Source organism: Staphylococcus sp. GDB9P120P (assembly GCF_017893435.1).
GTDB classification, from domain to species: Bacteria; Bacillota; Bacilli; order Staphylococcales; family Staphylococcaceae; genus Staphylococcus; species Staphylococcus cohnii.
In genome coordinates, this window is the sequence record NZ_JAESNB010000010.1 from 252,176 (window position 1) to 273,408 (window position 21,233).

General features: G+C 30.8%; 19 protein-coding genes and 1 pseudogene. 3 read left to right on the top strand and 17 right to left on the bottom strand.

Annotated elements, in window-relative coordinates; genetic code table 11:
- Positions 1 to 20 precede the first annotated feature (20 nt).
- Positions 21 to 992, bottom strand: coding sequence for a sugar kinase (locus KA856_RS12055; RefSeq protein ID WP_107517880.1), 972 nt, complete (start codon positions 990 to 992; stop codon positions 21 to 23).
- Positions 993 to 994: 2 nt separating this feature from the next.
- A complete protein-coding gene (gene eda, locus KA856_RS12060) occupies positions 995 to 1,612 on the bottom strand; it encodes a bifunctional 4-hydroxy-2-oxoglutarate aldolase/2-dehydro-3-deoxy-phosphogluconate aldolase (RefSeq protein WP_107385838.1) in 618 nt (205 codons plus the stop codon).
- 145 nt (positions 1,613 to 1,757) lie between these two features.
- On the opposite strand from eda, the gene KA856_RS12065 reads away from it, so the two are divergent.
- Positions 1,758 to 2,702, top strand: coding sequence for a LacI family DNA-binding transcriptional regulator (locus KA856_RS12065; RefSeq protein WP_107385839.1), 945 nt, complete (start codon positions 1,758 to 1,760; stop codon positions 2,700 to 2,702).
- Positions 2,703 to 3,145: 443 nt separating this feature from the next.
- Here KA856_RS12065 and cidR read toward each other — a convergent pair whose 3' ends face one another.
- The 3 genes from cidR to isaB all read right to left on the bottom strand — a co-directional run bounded on the left by cidR (position 3,146) and on the right by isaB (position 5,840).
- The gene (cidR, locus tag KA856_RS12070) at positions 3,146 to 4,021 is read right to left on the bottom strand and encodes a cidABC operon transcriptional activator CidR (protein ID WP_107385840.1); all 876 of its coding nucleotides are present in this window, start codon (positions 4,019 to 4,021) and stop codon (positions 3,146 to 3,148) included.
- Positions 4,022 to 4,063: 42 nt separating this feature from the next.
- On the bottom strand, positions 4,064 to 4,912 hold the full coding sequence (gene bla / locus KA856_RS12075; protein ID WP_107385841.1) for a class A beta-lactamase: 849 nt from the start codon (positions 4,910 to 4,912) through the stop codon (positions 4,064 to 4,066).
- A 340-nt stretch (positions 4,913 to 5,252) separates the two neighbouring features.
- Positions 5,253 to 5,840: an immunodominant staphylococcal antigen IsaB family protein gene (isaB, locus tag KA856_RS12080; protein ID WP_210138740.1), complete on the bottom strand. Its 588-nt coding sequence runs from the start codon at positions 5,838 to 5,840 to the stop codon at positions 5,253 to 5,255.
- Between the two features lie 272 nt (positions 5,841 to 6,112).
- Here isaB and KA856_RS12085 point away from each other — a divergent pair, with 272 nt between their 5' ends.
- A complete protein-coding gene (locus tag KA856_RS12085) occupies positions 6,113 to 6,418 on the top strand; it encodes a monooxygenase (protein WP_107385843.1) in 306 nt (101 codons plus the stop codon).
- Positions 6,419 to 6,550: 132 nt separating this feature from the next.
- Here the strand turns inward: KA856_RS12085 and KA856_RS12090 are convergent, their stop codons facing one another.
- The gene (locus KA856_RS12090; protein WP_107524079.1) at positions 6,551 to 7,390 is read right to left on the bottom strand and encodes a sialate O-acetylesterase; all 840 of its coding nucleotides are present in this window, start codon (positions 7,388 to 7,390) and stop codon (positions 6,551 to 6,553) included.
- 203 nt (positions 7,391 to 7,593) lie between these two features.
- Between KA856_RS12090 and KA856_RS12095 the strand changes: the two genes are divergently transcribed.
- Positions 7,594 to 8,661 (top strand): acyltransferase family protein, encoded by a 1,068-nt coding sequence (locus KA856_RS12095; protein WP_107385845.1) that lies wholly within the window; start codon positions 7,594 to 7,596, stop codon positions 8,659 to 8,661.
- Between the two features lie 155 nt (positions 8,662 to 8,816).
- Here the strand turns inward: KA856_RS12095 and KA856_RS12100 are convergent, their stop codons facing one another.
- From KA856_RS12100 to KA856_RS12150, 11 genes and pseudogenes are all read right to left on the bottom strand, one after another.
- Positions 8,817 to 11,333, bottom strand: a complete 2,517-nt coding sequence (locus KA856_RS12100; protein WP_107504782.1) for a glycosyltransferase — start codon at positions 11,331 to 11,333, stop codon at positions 8,817 to 8,819.
- Positions 11,334 to 11,344: 11 nt separating this feature from the next.
- Positions 11,345 to 12,286, bottom strand: a complete 942-nt coding sequence (locus KA856_RS12105; RefSeq protein WP_107385847.1) for an NAD-dependent epimerase/dehydratase family protein — start codon at positions 12,284 to 12,286, stop codon at positions 11,345 to 11,347.
- A gap of 470 nt (positions 12,287 to 12,756) precedes the next feature.
- Positions 12,757 to 13,722 carry an ornithine cyclodeaminase family protein gene (locus KA856_RS12110; protein WP_107385848.1) on the bottom strand — a complete coding sequence of 322 codons (966 nt, stop codon included), beginning with the start codon at positions 13,720 to 13,722 and terminating at the stop codon, positions 12,757 to 12,759.
- Positions 13,723 to 13,731: 9 nt separating this feature from the next.
- A complete protein-coding gene (locus tag KA856_RS12115; RefSeq protein WP_107385849.1) occupies positions 13,732 to 14,142 on the bottom strand; it encodes a hypothetical protein in 411 nt (136 codons plus the stop codon).
- Positions 14,143 to 14,287: 145 nt separating this feature from the next.
- Positions 14,288 to 14,938 (bottom strand): 3-oxoacid CoA-transferase subunit B, encoded by a 651-nt coding sequence (locus KA856_RS12120; protein WP_210138741.1) that lies wholly within the window; start codon positions 14,936 to 14,938, stop codon positions 14,288 to 14,290.
- A gap of 1 nt (position 14,939) precedes the next feature.
- Positions 14,940 to 15,635: a CoA transferase subunit A gene (locus KA856_RS12125; protein ID WP_107385851.1), complete on the bottom strand. Its 696-nt coding sequence runs from the start codon at positions 15,633 to 15,635 to the stop codon at positions 14,940 to 14,942.
- Between the two features lie 186 nt (positions 15,636 to 15,821).
- A complete protein-coding gene (locus KA856_RS12130; protein ID WP_107385852.1) occupies positions 15,822 to 16,784 on the bottom strand; it encodes an accessory Sec system protein Asp2 in 963 nt (320 codons plus the stop codon).
- A gap of 25 nt (positions 16,785 to 16,809) precedes the next feature.
- Positions 16,810 to 19,148: pseudogene (locus KA856_RS14070) on the bottom strand (CDP-glycerol glycerophosphotransferase family protein).
- A 220-nt stretch (positions 19,149 to 19,368) separates the two neighbouring features.
- The gene (locus KA856_RS12140; protein WP_107385933.1) at positions 19,369 to 19,875 is read right to left on the bottom strand and encodes a GNAT family N-acetyltransferase; all 507 of its coding nucleotides are present in this window, start codon (positions 19,873 to 19,875) and stop codon (positions 19,369 to 19,371) included.
- Positions 19,876 to 19,899: 24 nt separating this feature from the next.
- Complete coding sequence (locus KA856_RS12145; protein ID WP_181187644.1) at positions 19,900 to 20,469, bottom strand: GNAT family N-acetyltransferase; 570 nt, start codon at positions 20,467 to 20,469, stop codon at positions 19,900 to 19,902.
- Positions 20,470 to 20,577: 108 nt separating this feature from the next.
- Entirely contained in the window at positions 20,578 to 21,072 is a 495-nt protein-coding gene (locus KA856_RS12150; protein WP_107385931.1) for an AAA family ATPase, read from the bottom strand.
- Between the last annotated feature and the right edge of the window lie 161 nt (positions 21,073 to 21,233).

A 21,233-nucleotide genomic window follows, 5' to 3' on the forward strand; every position in this document is an offset into this window, starting at 1 on the left:
ATCCCCTTGTATTGCAGTTTTTATCGCTTCAGTTCTCCAAAATGCGTTGATAAATTAAAAACATCACTTTCTTGTACACTTAGTGCATCTTCATTTGTTGTATGTTGTAGAACAGAACATTTTGTTGCAAAATCTACTGTATCTTCTGGTTGCCATTCTTTATTCAGTCCATGTAATACCCCCGCCATAAATGCATCACCAGCACCAATTCTGTTTAAAACGGTGTAAGTATATGCTTGGCCTTCAATATATTTTTCTTTTGTCAGCATAATACCTTGTAATGTACTTTGTTCTATATTTCTATTACTTGATGCCATCAATTCGATGTCGTATTTGGATTGAATTGCTTTTGCACATGTCTGAATGTCATCTTCTAAATCGTTCGTTTCAAGTAGATGTGTAGCATCTTTTTTTCCAAAAAATAGAACATCGACAAATGGTAAAATAGACTTGATTATTGGTACTGCTGTTTCTTTTGACCATAAATTACTTCTAAAATTAATATCGAACACTATCTTAACGCCTTGTTGCTTTAGTTTCTTTAATACATCGACAATTTGATGACGAATCATTTTATTTACAGCTAACGTAATACCTGTAAATACAAAGAAATCACCGCTTTGAGCATTGATTCCTTCCATTACATCTTCACCATGATTAGCAAACGTTGAATGTTCACGATCATAAATGACTTTGCCACTACGAAATCCGAAACTTTCTTCCATATAATATGTGCCAATTCTGCCGTTATTATATTTCACTGAAGCAGTACCTACACGTGTTTGAAACATTTTTTGTAATGCTAAATGACCAAGCGCGTGATTAGGTAATACCGTCAACATTTCAGTCTCGTGTCCAAATTGTGCTAGTGTCACAAGTGCGTTTAATTCTGCACCACCAACATTAACTTTAAACATATTGGCATCTTTCAACTGTTCATAATTTGGTGGTGTGTAACGTAATAATACTTCACCAAAACCATAGACCGTCATTGTTATACCTCGCTTTTTATTTCTGAAATATATCTTTCTAAAGCATCTTTTCCTTCTTGTTGATAAATTTTTGTGATTTCGCTTCCAATGCCAACTGCAAAACTACCAGCATCTAACCATTCTTTATGGTTTGCTTTACCAACACCACCTGTAGGCACAATTTCAATTTGTGGTAATGGCCCTTTGAAATCTTTAATTGACTTAGGTGTGAATTGTGTCGCTGGGAATAGTTTAAGGACTTTGCAACCATAACGTAATGACTCAACCATTTCTTTAACTGTCATACAGCCTGGAATATATGGCACATCATATAAGTTAGCAATTTTCGCTGTTTCTTTATCAAAGGATGGGCTAACGATAAATTTTGCACCATTTAAAATGGCAGTACGTGCAGAAATGCTATCTAATACTGTTCCTGCTCCAATCAATGCGTCCTCCCTTTTTGATAGTTCAGCTATAATTTCTATAGCGTTCGGCGTAGTTAAAGTTACCTCAATCGTATGAATGCCCTTGTCAATAATGGTATGTGCAATATCTAAAAATGATTTTGCATCTTCTGTGCGCATGACAGCAATGTGTTTACCTTGTTGAATCTCTTTCATTGTATTCATTGAATCCATGTCTTCAACCCCTCAAATATGATATCAATTACAATACCTTTAAAAATAACAACGTTGTTATTTTTGTACAAAAAAATATTGTAATGCTTATCTCTATGGTATAATTAATTTGCATTTAAATCAATCAATTTCAAGGAGAAATTTTATGGCTGTAACTTTAAAAGATGTTGCTGAAGCCTGTGGTGTCAGCTATTCCACAGTTAGTAAAGCACTTAAAAATTCTCATCTCGTAAAACCAAAAACAAAAAATATGATTCAACAAAAAGCTCTAGAAATGAATTATATACCTAATCACTCCGCTAGAGCACTTGTCTCAAAGAAAAGCGGCACAATAGGATTAATCTGGCCTTCTGTAGATCGTGTAGCCGTGACACATCTTATTTCAGAAATCAATCATGCCATTAAAGATTTAGGTTATGTCATGTTTGTGTCTATCGACGATGTCGCTGCCGCTTCAAAAAAATTTGTTGAATTCGGCTGTGATGGTATCGTCATTTTTGATGAAGGTGATGCAACAAACTTATCTCCAGAAATTTATAATAACGTTCCTGTCGTTGCCTATGGTGTCAATCGTGATATTCCTTATCCGATCATAAATGTAAATCATTCAGAAGCGATGATTATGGCAATTAAAGCATTGGTTGATCAGGGCATAGACCATATTGATTATATTGGTGATATACATACAAACGATACACGACAAATCGCTAAAAAAGAGGCGATTGCTCAATATTGTAACGAACACAAAATAGATTATCGTATCATTGATTCTACAAGTTTGAATGCAATTGAAACAGAATCTTCCGTCAAACAATTTTTACAAGCACATGCACTTGCACCAGGGGTTATCTGTGGTAGCTATGATATTACAGTCGGCACCATTAATGCACTTGGACCACAAGATCACCCTACCCTATATTCATATGACAATATACCACAAATTAAAAAATTAGATTACCCTGTCAACGCGATTGGCGTGCCAACCGCTGAAATTGCTCAAACGATTGTAGCTACTTTAGACAAAGTTATTAAAAATGAAGTCACAGCGCCCGCATATCATCTTCATCCTAAAATTCAAAAAAACATTTAAAATAAACATGCCCAAACCTATTTCTAAGGCTTGGGCATGTTTATATGTTTGTTTGATGTTTGACAAGAGGTTCGTTTATATTAACTGTACTGATTTAGAAGGTAAGCTTAGTTTTTTAATATCATTGCTCAATAATATAATAATGAATAAGAATAGGGTGTCCTTATTTTAGTGAATGAATGGGGAGAGTTATTATATTAGTTAAATTCTAGATAAATTTGTTATGAGCTTTAAATTATGAAACGCATATATAGTTAATATTTTGGCGCTAGGGATTATCATAAATGTTTTAACTTTTACTCTTCTATTAATAATCAGTACTTACTACCTCTATATCTCTATTATATTACGTACTGAAATATGATTAAAATACATAGTTAGAATATATAATATTCTGTTATGGAATACATATTTCACAACCATGAACACCTTGTTAACCACTATTACTGTGTATCTTTTAAAAATTTAATCCATTCGTGTGTTACATAATTCATATAGCTATCTTTTTTCCAAATAACTCCCAAATTCCACGATACATCTGCGCCAGAAATTTCTATACCTATGAGGTCATCATTTAAAATATCTACGATACTTTCTGGTAATATACTCACACCGATACCATCTCGAATCATATTTTCAATAAATGTAATTTGAGACATTTTTGCAACTGTTTTTGGATGAAAGCCAACTTTTCTACAACTTTCAATAATTTGATCTTTTAAATAATAATCATCATGAAACATAATAAAGCGCTCATTTTTTAAATCGCCTAGATAGACCGATGCTTGTTTAGCAAGCATCGCATCTCTGTTTACAACTAACAATAATTTCTCATTATATAATGGAATGGCATGGTAAATATCATTATCTACAGGCAACGTAGTAATACCCACGTCTATTTCATCATTATTCAAATAAGACTCTACAGCTTTCCCGCCACCTTCAATCACTTCGTAAGTTACTTTTGGATATTTACTATGAAAGTGATTTAAACTTTCTGTAAAAAGTCTCACATTCATAATCGCAGATATACCTACTCTAATATGACCTTTTTCTAAATTTGTTACATCTCCCATTTCTAATGATAAATCATCTAGAACCGCTAATGCTTCCACACATTTATCATAAAAAATCTGACCGATATCTGTTAAAATAATATGCTTTTTTCGTCTATCAAATAAAGTAATATTAAATTCGTCTTCAATACTTTTAATATTTTTACTTATTGTAGATTGCGCAATATATAAATGCTCGGATGCTTGTGTCATCCCACCATTTTTTACGACTTCTACAAAATATTTCATTTGCTTTATTTCCATGTTAAACCCCTCTGTACCAATCTATATTTCATTTGACTGAATCTATTTCAATGACTTAATAGCTTTTTCCGCTGCTGTTTGAATCACTTTATCATCAGGTTTCGCATCTTTATCTGTTTTTTTCGTGTAAATAGCAAGAATAATTGGCTTACTTTGGTTTTCTGGATAAACAAAAGCTAAATCATTTCGACTACCATATGTTAATCCCTGGCCACTCTTATCACCTACAACATCATCTTTTGACGCACCTGCTTTAATTAATGTATCTCCAGTTTCATTATGGATCATTGTATGTTTTAGTAGCTCAAGGTTGGGTCTACTCATGTTCTCACTCGCTAAAAGATGGTTCAACGTTGTTGCAGCCATTTTAGGTGTGGTTGTATCGGCTGTACTTTGCGGATCATATAAATTTAAGTCTGGTTCAAGTCTTTGCGGGTTTGAGATATTGTCTCCGCGTTGTTTTAGTGCTTGTTGAAATCCTTTAATACCACCTATTTCTTCGATAATTTTATTATTTGCTGTATTATCACTTTGCAACATAGAAGCTTTAATTAACGCTCTTAAGGTCATTTGCTTGCCGACATATTTTTCAGTAACAGGTGAATAAGCGACAATGTCATCTTTTGAAATAGTTATTTTTTTATTTAGTTCTGATGTTGGCGTATTTTGTAATAATATGCCACTTGAAATTGCTTTATATGTAGATGCAAATGCAAATCGTTCATCTGATCTGTGCTGTATCACTTTACCATTAGAGGTATTGATGCCATAGACCCCTACAATTGTATCATTATCTTGTTCAATTTGATCAAAACTTTTTGCCGCAGCGACGTTCCCTGTGACTGCTAACAAAATAAGACCAACCAAAACACTTAAATATAATTTTTTCATATTTTTCCCCCTATTCATATGTGAACGAAACGCTCTATACTTACGTTTAACTATAATCATAAATATAACAAAACACAATTATCTTTATTAAACATACGCATTAAATTATAGATATAATTCAATTGACGGTATATCTTCAATAACAATAATCAGCAAAAATGCTGATACATTTGCTAAATGAAAACTATTTTTTAATGGCTATACAACAAGATAAGCTGAGACATTTAATATGCCCCAGCCTAGAGTACACTTTCATTTAAATTAAATGTTACTACAATCAAAAACATACCATTTCAAAGCTTCTCTTAGTTGTATCCTATTTTTATAAACATCATTCTAATTACTGACCAATTGTTATTTCTACCAAATTATCATTTTGATCAAAGAATGCAGTATAAAAACCATTATTTGTCGCGTATTTTACATAAGTGCCATCTCCATTGCCTAATTTTCCATCTTCTATGATTTCATTTGAAGCATGTGCTTTCTTAAACGTTGCTTTAGATACAGAATCAGGTTTCGTGAAGAAAGTGAGTTGTACTACTTCATTGTCACTGTTAAATTCTACGCTTGTATCATAAACTTTCTTAGAATGATCAAATTCTTTTTTGGCATCAGTGTCAACTTTATAACCATCGATCGTGACATTATCATATTTCAAAGCGCGTACGAAGTTATAATCTTGTGTAAATGACGGGTCATATGTTGTATAACCTTCGTAATTATACCAAGGTGTTGTTTGTGCTTGAGAACGAACACCATTTTCACTATTTGCACCGCTTGCGCCACCTTCACCGTGTCCCCATTTTTGGACTTGTTCTGCTGCTTGCGCTGTTGGACTACTCGTTGAGATATATGCTGGTGAAGAACCAACGACCAGTGTAGATACTACGACAGTTGCTGAAATTAACTTTCCGACTTTACGCATAATAAATCACTCCTTATTTGTAGTCTCCTATATGCAAAGTGTAATTATTCACTTTCATCATACACCTCTCTATTTTATTTGCAAGTAAATTTACACTTTCTTTACAAAATAATGGGAATTATATATGAAAATGCTTTATTGATATACCAATAAGATCATTCAAAAAGTTGTGATAATACCTATCAGAAAACGATTTGAGCCAAAAGTTTATGCGATTTAACATAAATTGATATAGTAAGCGTAATAAATAATTTAAAAGGGATGGGTTTATCATGATTTATATTTTACAAGTTGATTTTCCAATCGATGGCCCTTTTGGCCAAGAAATGTCCACACAATTCGCTGATTTAGCGAAATCTATAAATGAGGAACCAGGTTTTTTATGGAAGATATGGACAGAAAATACTGATGAAAAAGAAGCGGGTGGCATTTATGCATTTGATAGCTACGAAAATGCCGAAAACTATTTAAATATGCATAGTGAACGCCTTAAATCCATGGGTGTACCCAATGTAAATGCTAAAATATTTGCTACGAATGACACACTTACTAAAATCACACATGGAAGATTAACATAGCCGAACTTGAACGATAAAATACAACTAGCCTTTCAAATCCACACAAAAGAAGTGCGTTTTGAAAGGCTTTTTTAGGCGTTAATGAAGCGAATAAAATGAATACTTTAAAAATGATGACTTCTCAGGTGATTACTAGTTCAGTTGAGACATTTCATTGATAAAATCTTGATACGTTATTTTATTTTTAGATAACCTAGCAACAAGCATATATATTTGTTCATTTTTTGTGAATTCACTTTTATATAAATCTTTTTCAATTTCGCTCTCATTCTCTAAACGATTTACGACGTTCTTTGCGCTTGAAAATGCTTCATAATATCTAATTCCAAACAATCGTTGAGAGAAACCATCTATATGAATGCCATCTGGATTTGCTGTTAAGCCTTCTGCTGTAACAAAGTAGCAATGATGCTCTTTCTGCGCTATATTTTTTATTATTTTATTAATTTCTTGATACTCTGTAGCACTAGCGCCAAATCCTTCTTTTCCTAAAAACGTTCCTAACAATCCAATGACAAAGGGAAGTTTAGGTAATTCCAGTTCTGTCCTAAAAAATTGAATTAAATGTGATAGTTTTGCTTCATATGTTTGATATTTATTATTTTGACTATCACTTTCACCTTGATGCCATAAAACACCTATCAATTCAGAAGTTTCCATGGCAAATCTAGCTTCACTTAAAGCATGCCGTGTCAACATGCTTTTATCCGACCATTCTTCAATGGAAGTACCCCCATCAGCACATGGAATTAATCCAATTGTTTCATCTGGATGATCATCTAGCCATCGCTTTGCAAACGATGCTGCTGGTCCAATACCTGCTACAGAACGATCACTATGTATCGGTTCTTCCATCATTTGCCATCTACCATTTCTAAGCATAAAAATACGTTCATCAATGATTGGCTTTACACCATCTAAAAAACCTCGTCCTGCCATATTTGATTGACCAATAAGTAAAATTGATTTCATAAACCGATTCCTTTCACTATTTAAGGTTTTAAATGATTATTTTAAATATATGTAATCATATCATTCTTTATTAATCTTACTCAATTACTATATTATGAGTTGCCACGCTTTATATAAAATGATTATAAAACTAAATTCATATAAACTTTACTTTTAATACTAATTATCATATTATGGAATGGATTTTGAGAGGAGTTTTGATTTTGGAAAGGAAAATGGAACTCACCTATGCTAGGGCGATATTTTGTATCGCAATAGTCATCGTCCATTGTTTAACCGGTTTAGTAAACGATTATCATATTTCACAATTTGAAAAATCACTTTTTAGTTTTTTACAAGTTATTTTATTATTTGCAACACCGTGTTTTATTATTTTGTCGGAAACATTATTAGGCATGCGGTATTCAAATAAAATTCCGCAAAACTTTTTACTTAAACGTATGAAATTTATTTTAATTCCTTATGCTTTATTTGGTTTATTTGTCACTTTCAGGCTATTTCTTGGTGATAGTTCAGATAAATCATTTTGGGAAATCTTTTTAAATATCGTCTTAGAAGGTAAATTTTTCGGTTGGTTTGTACTCGTTATTTTTCAGTTTTACATATTACATCGCTTATTTTATAAATTATTGAGTAAGGCCAATCCTATAGTTGTACTTGTCATTACTTTTATCATTAGTTTTGGACATTCTTATTTAATGTATTACAGTAATGATTATCTTGCATTCTGGGATTTTTATCCATTATTTAGTAGAACGATTATTTTATATTGGTTATTTTACTTTGTTGTCGGTTTCTATTTCGGTAAATATTATGACACTGTTATTCAATTTTTAAAACGTCATTTAGTTTGGTTGCTATTGATATGGCTATTGGCTTTATGTTATATGGCATTTAACTTTTCTTATTTAGATGTACATCTGAATGAATCTAATCGATTTGACTTAGTCTTATTTTCTGCAATCAGTTTTGTATTTATCGTCTATATATCGAAATTTTTAACTCGATTTAATTTAGTGTTTGTGTTTTTAATTAGTGAAATATCATTTTTCATTTATTTAGCACATCAGATTATTGTAGACTTTATTTCTAGATCGTTGGCATCATTTGTTACGTTCCCAACACTATTTTTAATTCTAAGTACTATTTTCACACTTGGATTTTGTATTGGATTAGCGATAATACTATCTTTTATTCCATATGTAAGAATTATTGTAGGAAGAAATACGCTACATCCTATGGTTGTTAATAACTATAAACATCATAGTTAATGTGCAAAAGTTGCTGTATAAACAAAGCATTTCAAATTAACAAGCCAGTATAAATCGAACGATTTTAAATATATAAAGGACGCATCCACTTCATATGGATGCGTCCTTTATTTTGGGCTTGAGCATTATTGCTCATCCCTTAGTTATTTGATATTTTAATCATCTAATAAATGATAAAATTGTTCAATTGCTTCTTTATTATATAACTCCGGATCAAATTTAGCATAAGCAGGTGTTTCCTTATTAATAAACTGTTGTATGCTTGTTTGTAATGATTCAGCATCGTTAAAACTCAACATACCGTATTTACCATAGTCAAGGACATATTGATTGGCTGGTATATCTGATGCCAAAATATCTATGCCTACAGTTAACGCTTCTAATAAGACCATTGATTGTCCTTCGTAATAAGATGGTAAAACAAATAAATCACAGTCTCTCATAATATTAAATGGGTTTCTTTTTTGCCCCATTAAAAATACATGTTCTGATAAATCTAATGAGTCAATTAACTTACTTAATTGGTTTTTGAGTGGACCATCTCCTAAAATATATAATTTCGCATTAGGATTTGCTTCCACGACACCGCTAAACGCTTGAATTAAATTATCAAATCCTTTTTCAGGTGATAATCTTCCCATAGTCATCACTTTAAAATCAGCTTTATGGAATGGCACGCTTGTAATTTGCTTATCCTGTTCTCTAACGATGACACGCTCACCATTTTTCATAAAGATATCATTATCTTCATCCACCAAATTATAAATTCTATCCAAATTAATTGTATTCATCGATGATTTAAATTTTTCTTTTGTTTTTCTATTTGCTATTTTTTTAACATTTTCTTGCTTGGTCACTTCAGAAACACTTACGAGCTTATCATAATAAGGATACAAGGACATTACACCTTTTAAATTGGCATAATGTGGTCTCACACCGTTCACTTTACGCTCCATATCCATTTTCATATCACTGTGTAAGTAGATTAATTTTCTTTTAGCATTACTTGCTAACAAGATTTCAGACCAAAACATCGCATAACCACTAAAATCCATAACTACATCAAACTCTGAATTACCAAACACTTTTCTAAATTCGCGTTGATACATTGCTTCAGGATAAATTTTTTCTTCAATTTTCGATTTGATACCTCTATTGCGAACCAATAGATTACGATAGTATTCTGAAGTGTTGGCTAACAATGGGCCTCTTCTTAAAATAACTCTCACATTGTCATTTAAGCTATATAAATTATCTATGACGTCTTTATTTCTATTAAATCCAAGGTAAACTGTAATATCATATCTATCATAATCAACATTTTCTAATAAATTTAGAATCGATGTTGTTATGCCATTAGGTTTCATACCACCCGGATATATTAAAATACGCTCTTTTCTATTATTTTGATCACCTTTTTTGGGTGCGTCGTGATGAAACACTTGGTTGACGACTCTTTCCGTGACTTGACCATCATCATAATTCACAAATTTTTGTTTATATTTTTGATAGTTTCCTTGATATTGCGCTAACATATTTTGTGATTCTTTGACAGTAGCTACCAATGCTTCAATTGAGTGTACACTTGGCCCTGGGAGACTATCCACAGAAAGATAAAATCCTCTGTCTTCTTCATAGGCTTTATAATCAGGTGTATAAAAAATTATAGGTTTATCTGTAACTAAATAATCAAAAAAGATACTTGAATAATCAGTTACGAGCAAATCAACAATACTGAGTAATTCATTCGTATCAAATGTATCCTCTACTAAGTATTTCTTTAATTTTTTATTACCTACTGCTTTTTTATAAATAAACGGATGCACTTTTAATAATACTTGGTAACGTGTTTGTTTATTTAATGCTTCAATCAGCGCTTCAATTTCTTCAATATTATCTTCTGGTGAACTCACTGTTTGGCCACGCCACGTTGGTGAAAAGAGTAAAATCGGTGCATCTGTTAATTTAATGCCTTGTTTTTTTAATTTTTGTATAACTTCTTTTGACTGTGCATTTAATGTAGCATCTATTCTAGGATAACCAATTTCTAAAATTGCTTCATCGTTTAAACCGTCTAATTTAAATGCTTTTTTAAAAATATCTGTCGTATGTTGGTTAGGTGAAATGATATAATCAGAACTTAAAAAATTGCGAATTGTATTTTGTGATTCTAATAAATTTTGATTGATATCTAAACCCATTGCCTTTAATGGCGTACCATGCCAAGTGTTTACATATATCTGATTTGGCTTTTTCGTAAAATACGTTGGAAATGTCGCATTATTAATAAGATATTTACACTTTGTTAAATAATGTAAATAGTCTTCACTTTCTTTTACAATAAATTTTACATTTTTATATTTACTATATTTTTTAGAAAATGCTTTTTGCATTTTTTGAGATGCCACGACCCAAATATGTATATATTTTTGATAATCCGGATGGTTCATTAAATATTTAAATATCGCATAAGGACTATCCGTCATGCTTTGTCCGTCTCTAACTTGATACAAAATATGCTTGTTATCTACTTCAATCGTTTTATAAAGATTTGCATAATGCATAATATTTTTTGTGTACTTACTTCTTAGTTGTAATTTCAATGGTTCAGAAATGAATTTTAATTTTCTTTTCGTTTGATTTAATACAAACTTTTTCGTTTTACCAATCATTCTTCCACCCCTTAGTTTATCTTATCTGTATTCGAGTATTTAATATATTCAGTTAAACCTGACACAATATCATATTGTGGCTTAAATCCTAGCGCTTCTAAACCTTTGATATCAGCACAAGAATGTTTGATGTCCCCACTTCTTGATTCAGCAAACTGATAGTCTATAGATTTATTATAAACTATTTTGAATTTATCGAAAATTTCTAATAGTGATATTTGTTTACCAGTAGCTAAATTATATATTTGGCCATTCGTTGTTGCGTTATACATCACGATCGAAACCGCTTGCACTAAGTCTTTTACGTATACAAAATCTCTTGTTTGTTCTCCATCCCCAAAAAATGTGAATGTTTCATTATTTTTAAATTTTTTATCTATAATAGATAACACACCAGAGTATGGTGAATGAGGATCTTGTCTCGGTCCATAAATATTAAAGAATCTTAAAGCAGTTGTTGGTAGGTTGTATAGCGTATTGTAAATTTTTGTATATTGTTCCCCAGCATATTTTTCGACAGCATAAGGTGATTCCGGATCGATAAATGTTTCAACTTGTTTTGGCAACCCCTCAGTATTGCCATATACAGCTGCTGATGAAGCAAAAATAAACTTCTTCAAATTATGGTTATATTGACGATTGGCTTCTAAGAGATTCAATGTACCATTTATATTGACAGATTGAGACTTTATAGGATCATTTATTGTTTCTACAACGCTAACTACTGCTGCTAAATGAATAACAATATCAAATTGTTCTTGCTCTACTAATGATGTCACAAAAGATGTATTAACCACATCATTTTCAATGAAATGTGCATCATCTATAAATTTAACATTCGAACGATGGCCTGTGCTTAAATTGTCTAATATAAACACCTCATTATCATTATTAAAATGTTCTGCTAAATGTGAGCCAATAAATCCAGCACCACCTGTAATTAGTATTTTCATTTTTTCTCCTCCTATATATTCAAGTCATAAGATATTTATCGTCAATGCTTTTAATAAAATATATTACTTCATACAACTAACTTTTATTATAAAAAAACGCAATAGTATCACAAATAAAATTATAATTTTAGTTAATTAACATTTTCTATATATTAATACAAGTTTAACAATTTTGAAGAACAAATCAAAAGAAATTGAGGTAAAAACTTAATAATAATTGAATAATAAAACCATGCCCTTTGCAAAAATTCTTTTCCCCCAATAAATGAAATGAGTTATAATATGTTCTGCTATTAGTGCAAATGGTGTTTAAAACGTTCAACTTAGAAAACTATCATAAAAAGCGTTCCACCATAAGTTTCCTTTAAAGGATAAAATAATACCTACATTATACTATAAAGCGATATGGCGAAACGCTTAAGAATTTTACTATAAACTATCAAAATTTTACTCTGTCGACCTTATATAACTTAAAGTGCATCATTGTTTTCTTGTGCTTTTTGATAAAAATAATTAGCAACAATAATATCTACAATGGCTACACCTACAGATTTAAAAACGGTAATTTCATCATCACTTTCACGTCCAGCTAAATTAGAACCGACGATTTCACCTAATTCTCCATATAAATCTTTTTCTCCAAATAAACCTTCATCCATAGGGGTAATTAAATCTCCTGTTTCTTCTAACGCCGCTTCCGATGCTTCTACAACTACTTTATCGGCATTGGCTATAGCGTGTGAAGGTAACTCTTGCATGTCTGGTTTAAAAGAGCCCACAGCATTCACATGCACCCCAGCATCTAATGGTTTATTAAAAATAGGTTGTGTGGCGTTGGTTGCTGTGACAATAACATCGGCATTGGCTATCGCATCATCAACATTTTCCATCACTGTCACATCTACAGATTGATATTGCTGTTGTACTGTTTCTGCAAATGTCACAGCTTTACGATATGTTCTGTTATAAAGTTGAATACGCTTGATATCTCTAACAGCTAGTACAGCTTCAATTAATCCCTGTGCTTGGTCACCTGTGCCTATGACACATAATGTTTCTGCATTTTCACGGGCAAGGTATTTTGTAGCTACGCCAGAAATTGCACCTGTACGAATTTTGGTTAAGTATGAACCTTCTAATACAGCTAATGTTTCACCGGTTTCATAATCAGATAATATAACAGATCCGACGATAGTATTTTTACCTATCTTTGTATTGTTAGGTGCAACTGTTACTGTTTTAAGACCCACAACTTTCAATTCATCAGATAGGGCCGGCATAACCAGATAACGATTATCTTCATTAAAAGGAAGTACATAACGTAAAGGAGTATCCGTTTTCCCTTCAGAATAGGCCTGTAAAGATTCTGCGACCGCTTCAACGACTTCTTCCATGTTTAATAATTCTGCTTGTTCATGTGCATCAATAAATTGCATAAGCCACCTCTATTCTTCTACATTTTCTGACTCTAAAATATTACTCTTCTTTTCCATTTTATTTTCAAATAGGATTAATCCTATAAATCCAACGATAAGTAAAGGAATGATAATCCAAGCCATATGATTATTGACATACACAGACACACAATATATCGCTAATAATAGCGTTATGGCCACCATATTTTTAATAAAAAGCAACCAATAATCCATTTTCACACTAAACCATGTTTGTTGCTGATTATCTTCTATTTTAATATGATATAACGTAAACTTTAAATGTGTAATCAACATATAAATAAATGCTAAAATGCCCATTAGCAACAATATTTTATGAAATATTCCATCAGGAACCACATCTGCAGCCGCTGCAAATATAATAGCAATAACAATACTTTTCAGTTCTGCATTTTGCTTCATATCAATCTTCGCACCTTTGTAATCAATTCAAGCTATAATGTTACAATAACATACTTAAACCGAATTTTAAGCTTGGCTAAAGATTAATTTTTTAATATAACAAATGCCTATCTAGGAATACATCGTATGACATCTCGAAAAACACCTAACGATTCAAACAATTTTCAAAATAAGCATCTGTATACTTTTGTACTTGTTCAAGTGTGGCACCTTCTTGAAGTTCAACCAATTTCATAACTTTATCTTCAAATTTAAAAACAGCTAAATCTGTAATTAACGTGTTAACAACACCTGCGCCAGTTAATGGCAAATCACATTTTGCTTTTATTTTAGATTCACCGTGCTTATTCATATGATCCATGATAACGACTACTTTCTGAGCACCAACTACTAAATCCGTAGCGCCGCCCATACCTTTTACTAGCTTGCCTGGTATCATATAGTTTGCTAAATCTCCTGTTTCCGAAACTTCCATGCCTCCAAGAATTGCTAAATCAATATGCCCCCCGCGTATCATGGCAAATGATTCTGCATTGTCAAAATAAGATGCACCTTTAGCAGCAGTAACCGTTTCTTTACCTGCATTAATTAAGTCAGGATCAACCTCATCTTCAGTAGGATATGGACCAATACCAAGCAAACCATTTTCAGATTGGAAAAAAACATTTTCCACATGATCATTGAGCTCATTTGCTACAAGCGTTGGCATACCAATACCTAAATTAATCACCATATCACTTTGAATTTCTTGTGCTGCACGTTGAATAATCTTCTTACGCTGTGTTTGTTTATCCATGTTATGCCTCCTTCACTGTACGTTTTTCTATACGTTTTTCAAAATGCTTGCCTAGATAGATATAATCCACATATACACCTGATAGATGTACATCATCTGGATCAATTTCACCTAATTCAACAATTTCTTCTACTTCAACGACAGTAGTTTTAGCTGCCATGGCACATAAAGGATTAAAATTACGCGCTGTTTTTTCAAATACTAAATTACCAAATGTATCTGCTTTTTGAGCTTTCACAATACCAAAATCACCTGTAATGGCACGTTCCATAATGTACGTTTCACCGTCAAATTCACGTGTTTCTTTACCTTCAGCAATTAAAGTACCCACACCTGTTTTGGTGTAAAATGCTGGAATACCCGCACCTCCTGCACGTAGTTTTTCAGCTAACGTACCTTGTGGTGTAAGTGCTACATCTAACTCACCATTAATCAGCTGTTGTTCAAATATTTTATTTTCACCAACATATGAGCTGACCATTTTATCTATTTGTTTTTTCTCTAGTAAGCGACCTAGTCCAAAATCATCAACACCACAGTTATTACTCACTACGGTTAACCCTTTTGTACCTTTTGTCCGAATTGCTTCAATAGCATGCTCTGGTATCCCGCATAGTCCAAAACCACCGGCGAGCACTGTCATGCCATCATCTAAATGCTCAAACGCTGTATGTATATCTTGAATGACCTTTGACATGTTATAACCTCACTTCTTTTTTAAAATTAATACCTAGTATTAAAAACAATTATACTTGAAATTTTTTGCGAAGTCTTTTATTTCATGTTGGCGTTTTCATAAATATGAATTTTTACTTTACTTTTAAAATTAGTTTAAAAAAAATTATAAAAAAGCAAGTTTCAAATATGAAACTTGCTTTTTTAGTTAATCGAATTTTTTATTTAGTAACATTTTATTTAGTAACATCAATTGTTCAGGAACACTATTTCTTGAAACATCAGGATGATTTACAATCATATTATCTTTCATACGTATTTTATTTATTAGATTTTCTTCTATTCTATTTGTTTGATCATAATATAATTTTACATTTTCACAACAAATAATATGTTTTTCAAAATGATTACTTTCTTTTAAGCTTGTATTAATTATCGGTACTAAATCTTCCTGTCTCAAACCCTTCATAAACCTTCTATCATTTTGTTCTAGTGCCCCACCAATATTTACTATTGGATCAACAGCTAAAGTTTTCAAGTCAAGCGCTGCTCCATGATAAAGTGCACCTGTACCACCTTTAGATCCTCCATAAAGAACAACATTTTCTTTTTTTATATCCAATTTTTTTATTAAATTTAAAATTGAAAGCTGGATATCTTTTTCATAATCAGGATAGTTTGATGTACTGATATAATGTGAACCATGTGACACATTTAGATCCATTATTCTCATTGTATATACATTTTTAACCAGATTTCTTTCTATTCCATTAAAAAACTTTGGAAACATTCTCTTAGGCATTAACGAGCTATCATAATCACTTAAATTTGGCATACAAGTAAATATTACTAAAAGTTTTTTAGGAACTTCATTATTTACTTTTCTATCTATAGGTTTATCCAAAGTATAAAAAATTTCGTTGAATTTTATTAAATCTTTCCTCTGAAATAATTCCTCAGCATGTGTTCTTTTATAAAATTTTGATATTGTACCTTGATGAAAATATAAAATATAATCGTTTTTTAATAATTCTTTGTACTTTGCATGTATTTCATTATTTTTTCTTGCCATTTCTATATAATTAAATTTACTTTCTGTATCAATTAGTATTCGTTTCTCACCATTAAAGATTATTTCTTCATTCAATTTATATATATAACCATTATCCATAAGTTCAATTCCTTTTATTTAATTTTTACTTATAAAATATTTCGTTTAATATTTTATAGGTACTATCATCACTGTCTAAACTCATTAACCTATTAATTAATTTAGAGTAATCAATCTTTTTAATATTTTTTATCTGTAAAGCTAATTTATACTCATTTAATGATGCAATCGGAAAATCACCTAATTCAAATATATTGAAATAAAAGCCAACACTATTGTTATAATCTTCTGTGTCTTCCTGCAATAACAATATTGGTTTATTTAAATGTGCAAAATCAAAAATTGTTGATGAATAATCTCTAATCATAATATCTGAAAGAATGTATAGTTCTTGTATATCTACAAATTCATTATAAAAGCAATGTATTCTATGATCTAAATTATTATATTGAGGTCTTAACGAACTTTCATTTGGATGTAGCTTAACTATAATCTCATATTCATTTGGTAAATAGGCTAATAATTGCTTTAAATCAATGCTAGTCACTTGACTACGTTTGTGCTTTCGCCAAGTAGGACAGTATAAAATATATTTTTTATTCGAATCTTGCATGGATAGGTATTTTCTTTGTAACCTTCTCCATTCTTCATCTGTTTGAAATTTTAGTAAATATTCATTTTTAGGAGCTCCATATTCCAATATTTTCAATTCGTTATTATCGTGTAATTGAAATGCAGAACTTAACAGCATACTATTTATATTTGAAGATGTAATCAGATAATCCCATTTATACATTCTTGGTTTAAATTGTGATAACTGATAATTTCTTTCTTTTTCATCACCCAAATCACTAACCATTTTTTTAAGAGGAAAACCATGCCATGTTTGAATAAACACTTGATCCTCATGTTTATATACTCTATCCCATGAGTTACCATTTATAAATATATATTTAGACATTCTAAATTTTTCTATATAATCTCTACTTCCAAATCTGACCGGCTTAAATCCATGATTTCTAATTTCTATATCTACAAGTGAGTTAGTAGAACTTACAAAAATTTCTTTATCTTTATAGTTTTTTTAATGCCTAAAGCTAAATACTTTGGGTCACCGCTAAAATTATTACCATGGAATGATTCAATGAACACTTTATTTTCTTGAGGAATGATTTCATTTAGCTTTTGTTTATACAAAGTCGTTTCTTTTCGTTTATAACGTTCTTTTAATTTGTTATTCAAATACTTATTTGAAAAAATTTTGTTTAAAATAGGTAAAGCTTTCATTTTTTTAAATTGTTCTTTTTTCTTGTTTAATTTTTTTAATTCATTCTTTTCTCTTGATTTAAGCACAAATTTTTCCCCATATTTATTTTTGAAGAAAAATTCTTTTGACATATTTTTACTATTGGTAATATTTTTAAAATTATTAACGTAATCATTGCTATAATTTGAATTTAGAAATGTGGTTTTTAATTTCTGAACATCTTCTTCTCGAGCTGTCTTGGTATATTTACTGTCTAATATTGAAGTGATTAACACGCTATCTTTTCGAATGTTCTTTTCCAGAAATTCAATACCATTATACTGTGAATATACTTCTTCTAAAACATTATCATCACCAGGATAAATAAGTGCTCTATTACCTCTAGCTAATGTTTCTAATATTGAATAGCCTAACGTTTCATATGGCGAAGATGAAATGTATATATAATTAAGTGGTTCTTTTTCATTAATATGAACATTATTTTGTAAATTATAATATTTAACTAAATTCTTATACAATAATTCTGACGGGCCGTAGCCTATTATATACAGTTGTATATCATTTCTACTCGTGTTTTTTACTATATAGTTTATTAATTTTATTACATAAGAAATATCTTTAATATTATCTTCAAACCTTGCTTTTATTAAAAAGTTTCTTTTTGTATTTATAGGTTTTTTCTTGAGATCAATATGTTCAGCATTCACATACTGAGAAAAAACTGAATAATATTTGTATTTCTCTATAAATTTTTCTTTTATAGTATCAGTACTTACTCTTATACTATCAATATATTCTAAACCTAAATCAAGTGAGTCATCTATATACTCTAATGGGCCATGGATTTCACCAATTATTTTAATCTTTTTGTTTTTTTGCTTAATCTCTTTGGCATAAATAAATAATTCTTCTCTAGTGATAATTAGTAAATCTCCTGTTGCAATTTTAATAAAATCATCAAATTTATAAAACTGAACATTACTACTATTTATGCCTTCATGTATAATTAAACGAGTAATATCATCACTTTCAAAATCTAATATATTAAAGTAATTCACATTATTACCATTCTTCAAAAATGATTTTATTAAATTTATGTTGCTTCTTGATGTGCCTCCTTTGGCAAAGATATTGTATCCCAATATATTAATATTCATTTTCTCACCTTTCGTTCCCTAATCTTTTTACTTTTAAAAATTCCCTAAATTTAATAAAAGTTATTTTCGAAATAAACTAAACTCTGCTAATTATACATTATTATTTTATTTATATCTATGTTATATTACATTTTTGAATTAGTTTTTCAATTTTTTAATATTTTAGGCATAAAAAAAGTTGCCAATATCTTACTTGGCAACTTTTAATAATTATGTTCTTTTATGCGATTTCTATCTGGAAGCGACGGACAATTGTGCCATCATCTAATGTTGAAGATTCTATTTCTTCTCCACCATTGTGTAAGATGACAGCTGCAGAGGCTTCATTATCTTTTTTACAGGTAATCAATGCTTCTTGTACACCAATGCGTGATAAATAATCTAATGACTTTTTCAAGATTTTGTTACCAAAGCCTTTACCTCGGTAGCTCTTACGAATACCGTAGCCAACATGGCCGCCAATGATTTTTAGCTTTTCATTCAAATTATGGCGAATATTGGCAGCACCAATAATCTTATCATCGTCAATTAAAAACAATGTCGTATTATCTACTGTTTCATCATTAGATTTGTTGTCTGCTAATGCATGAACAATTTCTTCAAAATTATTATACTTGGTAATATTCGTAATCTCAGGCACTACCTTTTCATCGTGATCTATCCATTCTTTCATATAATCACAATATAATGTTTCGTCAGCCATTGTTAACTCTCTAAATTCAACCATGTTGACACTCCTTCCTTTTATTTACTATCCCATTGGTTCGTCATGTGTATTGAGATAATACACGTAGTTGTCAGTCCATTGTCCTTGTTCGAAAATAAATCCTTTTCGAATACATTCAAACTCAAAACCTAATTTTTCAATTAACTGAATAGAAGGTTGATTATCCAAATTGATATGTGCTTCTATTCTATGAAACTTTAATGTTTCTTTCGTTTGTTTCACAAGTTCTATTAAAGCTTCATAAGCATACCCTTGATGCCAGTATTGATTATGGATAAAATAACCGATTTCAGCCCATTGAAATTGGTCTCGGCTTAAATTTTTAATATTAAGCATGCCAAGATGACGTCCTGTTTTATCAAAGATGCCGAATATATACAAATCATCATCTTTAATAGCTTGTTGATGCTTTGAAACCATTGCTGCAAACCATGGTTCTGTGGCATCTGACATATCAACTTGGCCCTTATCATGCTTGTATTGCGCAGGATGACGATTAACAAATCCTGACAACCATGATTCATAATCATTTTCTTCTAACGGTCTAATGATAAGCCGTTGTGTGGTGAATTGCAACCCTAAATTATTTTTCATTCAAAAACCCCTTAACATAAGGCGTCAGCACCCAAAACTATAACATCATTTGGCATAAAATCAACCTTTTAATTTATTAAAAATATGAACTGATGCTAATGACGATTTTCACTCATTATTTAGGTCATTCAAGATCATCGTGAGTATATCATTTTGTGTCATCGTTTCAGGAATCAATTTCTCATTTTTTACATTTAATGTATCTTTTTCAACAAACCAGCTTGCAAGTTTTTCTGCACTAAAATTGGTATATGCTTTTGAGTGATGTCTTCTCACAGTTTCTGCATAAGGTAAGTCAAAATAATAAATATAACTTTTAATATGAGCACTTGAAATAATGCCCTGTAACATATTACCATATTTTTCTTTATTGAAAATACCTTCTAAAATAACATATTCACAATGCGCTATACCATATGCAGTAATGTGTTTTATTAGCTCAATTGATAAATTCCCAGGGCTATCAGGAACATTTAACATATGGCGTCTTATTGCATCTTGACCCACGAGCATGACACCATTGCCTAACGTGTTTTGCAATTTATGGGCAATGGTCGTTTTACCACTGCCAGAGTTTCCTCTTAATAATATCAGTTTTGTTATTGTATCACCCTAAACCCAAGAAAAATTGTAATTTATGTATATGTTTTCATAAGTGTTAAACCTATACCCTATTAAAATGATTAATATCAAAAAAGCTAGACAACTCATACCCATACAAATAGGACATAAGCGGTCTAGCAGTTTGTTGCTTCATTTATATT

What these genes read in the sequence shown, in the direction of transcription:
- KA856_RS12055 (WP_107517880.1), bottom strand. Translation starts at nt 992, where the DNA reads ATGACGGTCTATGGTTTTGGTGAAGTATTATTACGTTACACACCACCA.
- eda (WP_107385838.1), bottom strand. Translation starts at nt 1,612, where the DNA reads ATGGATTCAATGAATACAATGAAAGAGATTCAACAAGGTAAACACATT.
- KA856_RS12065 (WP_107385839.1), top strand. Translation starts at nt 1,758, where the DNA reads ATGGCTGTAACTTTAAAAGATGTTGCTGAAGCCTGTGGTGTCAGCTAT.
- cidR (WP_107385840.1), bottom strand. Translation starts at nt 4,021, where the DNA reads ATGGAAATAAAGCAAATGAAATATTTTGTAGAAGTCGTAAAAAATGGT.
- bla (WP_107385841.1), bottom strand. Translation starts at nt 4,912, where the DNA reads ATGAAAAAATTATATTTAAGTGTTTTGGTTGGTCTTATTTTGTTAGCA.
- isaB (WP_210138740.1), bottom strand. Translation starts at nt 5,840, where the DNA reads ATGCGTAAAGTCGGAAAGTTAATTTCAGCAACTGTCGTAGTATCTACA.
- KA856_RS12085 (WP_107385843.1), top strand. Translation starts at nt 6,113, where the DNA reads ATGATTTATATTTTACAAGTTGATTTTCCAATCGATGGCCCTTTTGGC.
- KA856_RS12090 (WP_107524079.1), bottom strand. Translation starts at nt 7,390, where the DNA reads ATGAAATCAATTTTACTTATTGGTCAATCAAATATGGCAGGACGAGGT.
- KA856_RS12100 (WP_107504782.1), bottom strand. Translation starts at nt 11,333, where the DNA reads ATGATTGGTAAAACGAAAAAGTTTGTATTAAATCAAACGAAAAGAAAA.
- KA856_RS12105 (WP_107385847.1), bottom strand. Translation starts at nt 12,286, where the DNA reads ATGAAAATACTAATTACAGGTGGTGCTGGATTTATTGGCTCACATTTA.
- KA856_RS12110 (WP_107385848.1), bottom strand. Translation starts at nt 13,722, where the DNA reads ATGCAATTTATTGATGCACATGAACAAGCAGAATTATTAAACATGGAA.
- KA856_RS12115 (WP_107385849.1), bottom strand. Translation starts at nt 14,142, where the DNA reads ATGAAGCAAAATGCAGAACTGAAAAGTATTGTTATTGCTATTATATTT.
- KA856_RS12120 (WP_210138741.1), bottom strand. Translation starts at nt 14,938, where the DNA reads ATGGATAAACAAACACAGCGTAAGAAGATTATTCAACGTGCAGCACAA.
- KA856_RS12125 (WP_107385851.1), bottom strand. Translation starts at nt 15,635, where the DNA reads ATGTCAAAGGTCATTCAAGATATACATACAGCGTTTGAGCATTTAGAT.
- KA856_RS12130 (WP_107385852.1), bottom strand. Translation starts at nt 16,784, where the DNA reads ATGGATAATGGTTATATATATAAATTGAATGAAGAAATAATCTTTAAT.
- KA856_RS12140 (WP_107385933.1), bottom strand. Translation starts at nt 19,875, where the DNA reads ATGGTTGAATTTAGAGAGTTAACAATGGCTGACGAAACATTATATTGT.
- KA856_RS12145 (WP_181187644.1), bottom strand. Translation starts at nt 20,469, where the DNA reads ATGAAAAATAATTTAGGGTTGCAATTCACCACACAACGGCTTATCATT.